The sequence below is a fragment of the Neoroseomonas rubea genome (assembly GCF_016106015.1).
In the GTDB taxonomy this organism is placed as follows: domain Bacteria; phylum Pseudomonadota; class Alphaproteobacteria; order Acetobacterales; family Acetobacteraceae; genus Neoroseomonas; species Neoroseomonas rubea.
In genome coordinates, this window is the sequence record NZ_JACADQ010000231.1 from 1 (window position 1) to 6,707 (window position 6,707).

Genomic DNA, 6,707 nt, shown 5'->3' on the forward strand with positions numbered 1-6,707 from the left:
CTGGCCGCCGGCGGGCTGGTGGGCGCCGGCGATCGCAGGCGCGGTGCTGGCGCTGCTGGCGGCCGGCGCGCCGCTGCGCCTTCCGGTGCAGTACTGGCGCTTCGCCGGGCTCAAGGATCTGCTCGCCGTGGTCGGCGCGGCGGCCGGCGCGGCGATGCTGTTCATCGCCGGGCTGCATGTGGCCGATGGGTGGCGTCCGCCCAACGGCGCCTTCCCGGTGATCCATGGCGCAGCCCTCGCCGCGTTGCTGCTGGCCGGGCGCGTCGCCAGCCTGCTGCAGGCCGAGCGCCACGCCAGCGCCGCGGCGCCGGATGCGCAGAACGTGCTGCTGGTCGGCGCGGCCGAAGGGACGGACCTGTTCCTGCGCGCGCTGTCGCGCGACCGGCTGGCGCCGTATCGGGTGCTGGGCATCCTGTCGCTGCGCGCGCGGCAGGCGGGGCGGCGGATGCAGGGCCACGCTATCCTGGGCACGGTCGATGATACCGAGCAGGTCCTCGACGCGCTGCGCGCGGAAGGGCGGCTGCCCTCGGTCATCGTGCTCGCCTCTGGGCTCGAACCGCCGGCGCTGGAGGCGCTGCTCGATGCCGCCGACCGCCACGGCGTGCCGGTGCGGCGCGCGCCGGCGCCCACGCGGCTCGACCCCGCGGGCGGGGATGGGGAGCGGCGCGTCGAACTCCGCCCCGTCTCTATCGAGGACCTGCTCGACCGGCCGCAGGTGCCGCTCGACCGGGAAGGGATGGCGCGGCTGGTGCAGGGGCGACGCGTTCTCGTCACCGGCGCGGGCGGGACGATCGGCGGGGAGCTCGCGCGTCAGGTCGCAGCACTCGGGCCGGCGACGCTCACGCTGCTCGATCATGGCGAATATGTCCTGTACGAGATCGACCTCGAATTGCGGGAGAAGCACCCGGAAGTCGCGCGCCGCGCCGTGCTTGCCGATGTGCGGGACGAGCCGCGCATCCGCCGCCTGTTCGACGAGATCCGCCCCGAACTCGTCTTCCACGCGGCCGCGCTGAAGCACGTGCCGATGGTCGAGAACGACCCGCTCGAAGGGTTGCTGACCAACGCGCTGGGGACGCGCATCGTGGCGGATGCGGCGCGCGCGGTCGGTACGCTGGCGATGGTCTTCATCTCGACCGACAAGGCGGTGAACCCGACCTCGGTCATGGGCGCCTCGAAGCGGCTGGCCGAGATGTACTGCCAGGCGCTGGATGTGGAGGCACGGCACGGAACGGCGGGCATGCGCTGCATCACGGTGCGCTTCGGCAACGTGCTGGGCTCGACCGGGTCCGTCGTGCCGCTGTTCCGCCGCCAGCTCGAACGCGGCGGGCCGCTGACCGTCACGCATCCCGACATGCGCCGCTACTTCATGACGGTGCGCGAAGCGGTGGGCTTGGTACTCCAGGCGAGCGTCGTCGGCACCACCGACCCGGAGAACATGCCGCCCGAACTGGCCGAGGGCGGGATCTTCGTGCTCGACATGGGGGAGCCGGTGAAGATCGTTGATCTCGCCCGGCGCATGATCCGCCTCGCCGGCCTGCGCCCGGACGAGGATGTCGAGATCCGCTTCACAGGGCTGCGCCCCGGCGAGAAGCTGTTCGAGGAGCTTTTCCACGGCAAGGAGGCCCCGCGGCCGACCGCCTATCCCGGCCTGCTCGTGGCGACGCCGCGCACCGCGGATACGGCGCTGGTCGGCCGGGCCATCGACGAGATCGCGGCGGCGTCGCGCGGCGGCAGCCCGCGCGCCGCGCTCGCGCAACTCGGCCGGCTGGTTCCGGAGTTCGAGCACGCGCCGGAAGGAACGGCCGCGATACGGTAGCGGCGCGTTGCGTTGCACAAGGTCACCAAGGGTGATTGCGCGCGACGCGGCGGCAGGGTCTATGACGGCCCCTACCTTGCGGGAGCCCTAGGACACGACATGACCGCCCCCATCGCGCTGTTCGACGTGAAGGCCCAGCAGGCCCTGATCCGGCCCGAGCTGGACCGCCGCATCGCGGCGGTGCTCGACAGCGGGCGCTTCATCAACGGGCCGGAGGTGGGCGAGCTCGAGGAAAGGCTCGCGGCCTTCGCCGGCTGCGCGCATGCCGTCGGCGTCTCCTCCGGCACCGATGCGCTGCAGATCGCGATGATGGCCGAGGGCATCGGCCGCGGCGACGCGGTCTTCCTGCCCGCCTTCACCTACACCGCGACGGCCGAGGTGCCGCTCGTGCTCGGCGCGACGCCGGTCTTCGTGGATGTGGACGCCGAGACCTTCAACATCGACATCGCCGACCTCGAGCGCCGCATCGCGATGGTGAAGAAGGATGGCCGGCTTACGCCGCGCGCCGTGGTGGGTGTCGACCTGTTCGGCCTGCCGGCGGACTGGCGGGCGATCGAGGCGATGTGCGCGCGGGAGGGGATGTTCGCGCTGGATGACGCGGCACAGGCCTTCGGCGCGGCGCTGCACGGCAAGCGTCTCGGCCGCTGGGGCCATGCGGCGGCACTGTCCTTCTATCCCACCAAGACGCTCGGGGCCTATGGCGATGGCGGTGCGCTGCTGACCGACGACGCCGCGCGCGCCGAGCTCTACCGTTCGCTGCGCACCCATGGCGAAGGCAAGACGCGCTACGAGGTGGAACGCACGGGCATGAACGGGCGGCTCGACACCCTCCAGGCGACGATCCTGCTGGCCAAGATGGGGCTGCTGGAAGGCGAGCTCGCGCAGCGGCGGCGGCTCGGCGCGGCCTATGACGGGGTGCTTTCGGGCCGCGTCGGCGTGCAGCGCCACCTTGCGGGTGCCGAGAACGCCTATGGCCTCTACACCATCCGCCTGCCCGACGCGCCGACGCGGGCGCGGGTGCAGGCGGCGCTGGGCGAGGCGAAGATAGGCTGCGGCATCTATTACCCCAAGGCGCTGCACCACCAGCCGGCCTATGCGGCGCATCACGCGGCATCGATCGCGGGCGGGCCGCCGGCGCTGCCGGTCAGCGAGGCGCTCTGCCACCAGGTCCTGTCGCTGCCCATGCACCCCTACATGAGCGAGGCGGATGCGGCGCGCGCAGCCGCGGCTGTGCTGGCAGCCTTGTAACAGCCGCACGTAGAGGTTGAATCCGGGCCGTGGGCCAGCCCACCATGGCGCGTCGAGCCGAGGAGGCAGCGATGCGCCGGAGAACCCTTCTCGCCGCGGCGGGTGCCGCGGCCGTTCCGCTCCGCAGCCCAAGGGCCGAGGAGGCGATCGACGTCGCCCTCGTCCTCGCGGTGGACGTCTCCCGCTCGATCGACGAGGACGAGGCGCGGCTGCAGCGGGAAGGCTATCGCACGGCGGTGTCGGACCCCGTGGTGGTCGCCGCCATCCGCGGCGGCATGATCGGCGCCGTCGGCATCGCCTATGTCGAATGGGCGGGCATCGAATACCAGCGCACGGTCATCCCCTGGCGGCGCATCGCCACGCAGGCCCATGCCGATGCCTGGGCCGCGGAACTCGCGGAAGCCGCGCGCGCCTCGCTGTCCTGGACGTCCATCTCCGGTGCCATCCGTCATTCGCGGGCAGTCATGGCCGAATGCCCGTGGGAGGCGACGCGGCGCGTGATCGATGTCTCGGGCGACGGGGTGAACAATTCCGGCCCGCCGGCGGATCGGGAACGCGACGCGGCGGTAGCCGAGGGCATCACCATCAACGGCCTGCCCATCATCAACGACCGGCCGACCTTCGGGCGGCTGCCGCCGGTGCCGCTCGACGACTACTACCGGGAGAACGTGATCGGCGGCGACGGCGCCTTCATGATCGTCGCCGAGGATTTCGAAAGCTTCGGGATGGCAGTGAAGCGCAAGCTGATCCGGGAAATTGCCGGCCGGCCCTGGGACGGTCCTATTCCCGCCTGACCTGCTGCCGGTCGACCATGCCGAGGCAGCCCTGGACCACTGGCGCGCAGGCCGCGTTCTGGGAGAGCGGCAGCGCCGATTCGGCCGAATAGCCGATGCGCGTCACGCGCCCATCCACCAGCTGGAAGGTCACGCGGCAGGTCGAGCCCGCCGCGACGCTGAGCGAGCCGCCGATCACCGGCACCGGCGCCGAGACGCCGGACGCGGGCGGCGTGCGGTCATAGGTCCAGAACTCGCCGCCGGGGGAGGAGGCTGTCAGGTTCGGCACGCCCGCGCACAGCCGCAGATCGTCCGCGCGCAGGCCAACGAGCCTTTCGCGCCCATCCTCCGCCACCGCGGAATCGCGCGCGGAACAGGATGCGACCGCGAGGGCGAGCGCCACGACCAGGAGACTTCTCACGAGCCGTCCGCATCCTCGAGCGACAGGCCAAGCTCGGCGAGCCCTTCCTCGAGCATGTCGCCCAGCATCTCGATGCCGAGAAGGTACTCGGCCGGGTCGCGGATATTGCGCTCCTTGGCGAGTGTCCGCGCTTCCTCCCATTCCTCGCCCGAATAGTCGCCACGGCCGATCCAGGCGAGCGCGATGAGGGAGGCCTGCTCGTCCTCGTTCAGGTCGGCGATGAAGGCGCGCAGCGCGTCCTCATCCATGTTCTCCTCGTCCTCGGCGTCGAGGCCTTCCTCCTCGTCCTCCTCGCGCGCGACCGCGCCGCTTTCCTCGCCTTCCTGCACGGCGCGGGCGGCATCGACGATCGCGGCGATGGATTCGAGGCTGATGCCGAGGTCGAATTCCTCGTCGTCGCTGCGTGGGGGCATGGTCGGTGCTCCGGTAGATTTGCGCGGCAATCAAGCATGGGCGGGGGGCGGCGTGCCACCCCCGGGCAGCCCCTCAGGCGGCCCAGTCCGGCGCGAATTCCGGGTTCACGAGGCGGCGATCCTTGGGCAGCGCAGCGATCGCCGCCATGTCCGCGGCGTCGAGCCGGATCGATGCCGCGGCGAGATTGTCCCGCTGCCCCTCCGGCCGGCCCGACTTTGGGATGGCGACCAGGTTCTCCTGCGTCAGCAGCCAGGCGAGCGCGACCTGCACGGGGCTCACGCCATGCTTCGCGGCGATGCCTCGCATCACCGGGTCGTCGTTCACGCTCGCCTTGGCCACCGGCGAATAGGCGGTGAGCGCCAGCCCATGTTCCCGGCACAGCGCCGCGAGCGGTTCTTGCCAGAGATAGACATGGCATTCGACCTGCAGTGCCGCGATCTCCGCGATGCCGAGGCCGAGCGCGCGGCGCAGCAGCCCGGGCGGGAAGTTGGAGACGCCGACGGCACGCGCCAGCCCATCCGCCTTCAGCCGCTGCAAGGCGCCGAGCGAGGCGGCGAGATCCATGCCCCTGGCCGGCCAGTGGATCAGGATCAGGTCGGCATAGGGGGTGGCGAGCCGCTTCAGCGACGCCTCGGCCGAGGCGCGCAGCGCATCGGGCGCGAGTTCCGTCCACCAGACCTTGGTGGTCAGGAATATCTCCTCGCGCCGCACGCCAGAGGCGGCGAGGCCGGCGCCGACCGCCTCCTCGTTGCCGTACATCGCCGCCGTGTCGATGTGCCGGTAGCCGAGGCCAATCGCACCTTCCACGGCGCGCTGCGCCTCCGCCCCACGCAGCGCCCAGGTGCCGAGGCCCAGGCGGGGGATGCGCAGCCGCGGTGTCTCGAGGATCGGGGCCATCATCGCCGGGTCAGGTCCACGATGCCGGCGAAGCCCGCCTCCGTCCCGAAGGCGAGGTGCGAACCCACATCGTTCCAGCCGAGCGCCGAGACGGCCGATCCACGCGGTGCGGCGACGGGCACGACGCGGCCCGAGGCAATGTCCGCGATCAGCACCAGCCCATCCCCGAAGCCCGCCGCCACGACTTCCTGCGTCGGATGGCAGGCGACCATGGTGCAGAGCACGCCGTCGCCGCCCGCGAGTTCCGTCGGCGCCTTGCCCATCGGCCCGCCGCCGAAGAAGGGCCAGAGCACGACGCAATCGGCTCCGGCGGTGGCAAGCCAGCGCCCCTTCGCCGTGAAGCCGAGCGACTTGGTTTTGGACGGATACCCCGCCATGCGCATGTGCTGCCCATCGGCCAGTCGCCAGCCATGCAGCGTGTTCTCCTGCATCGACGTCACGACATGCGTGCCATCCGGGCTGATCACCACGCCGGTGTGGCTGCCCTTCCATTCCAGGAGCCGCGGCTTGTCCTCCTTCGCCGCGACGAACCAGAGGGACGCGCCGTTGTAGTGCGACGCCGCGATGCGCTTGCCCTTGGCGTCGAAGGCGATGCCGGTGACGGAGGACGGATGGGCGAGCGACTTCAGCGCCGCGCCCTTGCCGTCCAGCAGGTGCACCGCCTTGCCGACCGCCGCGGCGCGCAGGCCGGAGTCGTGGGTCGCCACCTGCTCGACCCAGCGGGAACCGTACTTTGCGAGTTCCGTCGCGGTACCATCCGGCGCGACGCGCACCATCCGGCCATCGTCGCCGCCCGTCACGAAGCCGTCCTTCGCGTCCGGCGCAATGGCGAGGCAGGCGCCATCATGCGCGGCCACGCTGGCCCAGCCTTCGGAAAGCCGCAGTGTGCCGTCGCCGAGGGCGAAGCCCGCCAGCGCACTGTCGCGCGAGAAGGCGAGCCCGATCACCCAAGCGCCGAGATCGGTCGCGCGGCCACGGGATTCGAGGAGGAAGTCGGCTTCGGTGGCGCTCATGGGTGGACAGGCCGGGGGAGGGAACTCCCCCGGGCCCCCTCCTTTTTCTGTCTGTTGAGAACTGACATCAGAGGCCGGAGCCAGACCGACAAAGAAGGGAGGGGGTTCGGGGGAGGTTCCCCTCC

Annotated in this window: 7 protein-coding genes; 3 read left to right on the forward strand and 4 right to left on the reverse strand. The window is 71.5% G+C overall.

The annotated features are described in order from the left end of the window. From HW577_RS17890 to HW577_RS17900, 3 genes are all read left to right on the forward strand, one after another. The coding region (locus HW577_RS17890) for a polysaccharide biosynthesis protein (protein WP_198377504.1) at window positions 1-1,816 on the forward strand (1,816 nt) is incomplete at its 5' end. A gap of 99 nt (window positions 1,817-1,915) precedes the next feature. Further along, window positions 1,916-3,064: a DegT/DnrJ/EryC1/StrS family aminotransferase gene (locus HW577_RS17895; RefSeq protein ID WP_198377505.1), complete on the forward strand. Its 1,149-nt coding sequence runs from the start codon at window positions 1,916-1,918 to the stop codon at window positions 3,062-3,064. A 71-nt stretch (window positions 3,065-3,135) separates the two neighbouring features. Then, a complete protein-coding gene (locus HW577_RS17900) occupies window positions 3,136-3,858 on the forward strand; it encodes a DUF1194 domain-containing protein (RefSeq protein ID WP_198377506.1) in 723 nt (240 codons plus the stop codon). Here HW577_RS17900 and HW577_RS17905 read toward each other — a convergent pair. The 4 genes from HW577_RS17905 to HW577_RS17920 form a co-directional block, all read right to left on the reverse strand. Continuing rightward, entirely contained in the window at window positions 3,845-4,258 is a 414-nt protein-coding gene (locus HW577_RS17905; RefSeq protein WP_198377507.1) for a hypothetical protein, read from the reverse strand. The two genes, HW577_RS17900 and HW577_RS17905, sit on opposite strands and share 14 nt — an antisense overlap. After that, window positions 4,255-4,671: a DUF3775 domain-containing protein gene (locus tag HW577_RS17910; protein ID WP_198377508.1), complete on the reverse strand. Its 417-nt coding sequence runs from the start codon at window positions 4,669-4,671 to the stop codon at window positions 4,255-4,257. The genes HW577_RS17905 and HW577_RS17910 overlap by 4 nt, the downstream gene beginning before the upstream one ends. Window positions 4,672-4,744: 73 nt before the next feature. Further along, on the reverse strand, window positions 4,745-5,569 hold the full coding sequence (locus HW577_RS17915) for an aldo/keto reductase (RefSeq protein WP_198377509.1): 825 nt from the start codon (window positions 5,567-5,569) through the stop codon (window positions 4,745-4,747). Next, a complete protein-coding gene (locus tag HW577_RS17920) occupies window positions 5,569-6,582 on the reverse strand; it encodes a WD40 repeat domain-containing protein (RefSeq protein ID WP_198377510.1) in 1,014 nt (337 codons plus the stop codon). Before HW577_RS17920 ends, HW577_RS17915 begins: the two co-directional genes overlap by 1 nt. Window positions 6,583-6,707 lie beyond the last annotated feature (125 nt).

Excerpts from the sequence above, each read along its gene's own strand:
- HW577_RS17915 (WP_198377509.1), bottom strand. The coding sequence starts at position 5,569 with ATGGCCCCGATCCTCGAGACACCGCGGCTGCGCATCCCCCGCCTGGGC.
- HW577_RS17920 (WP_198377510.1), bottom strand. The coding sequence starts at position 6,582 with ATGAGCGCCACCGAAGCCGACTTCCTCCTCGAATCCCGTGGCCGCGCG.
- HW577_RS17900 (WP_198377506.1), top strand. The coding sequence starts at position 3,136 with ATGCGCCGGAGAACCCTTCTCGCCGCGGCGGGTGCCGCGGCCGTTCCG.
- HW577_RS17895 (WP_198377505.1), top strand. The coding sequence starts at position 1,916 with ATGACCGCCCCCATCGCGCTGTTCGACGTGAAGGCCCAGCAGGCCCTG.
- HW577_RS17910 (WP_198377508.1), bottom strand. The coding sequence starts at position 4,671 with ATGCCCCCACGCAGCGACGACGAGGAATTCGACCTCGGCATCAGCCTC.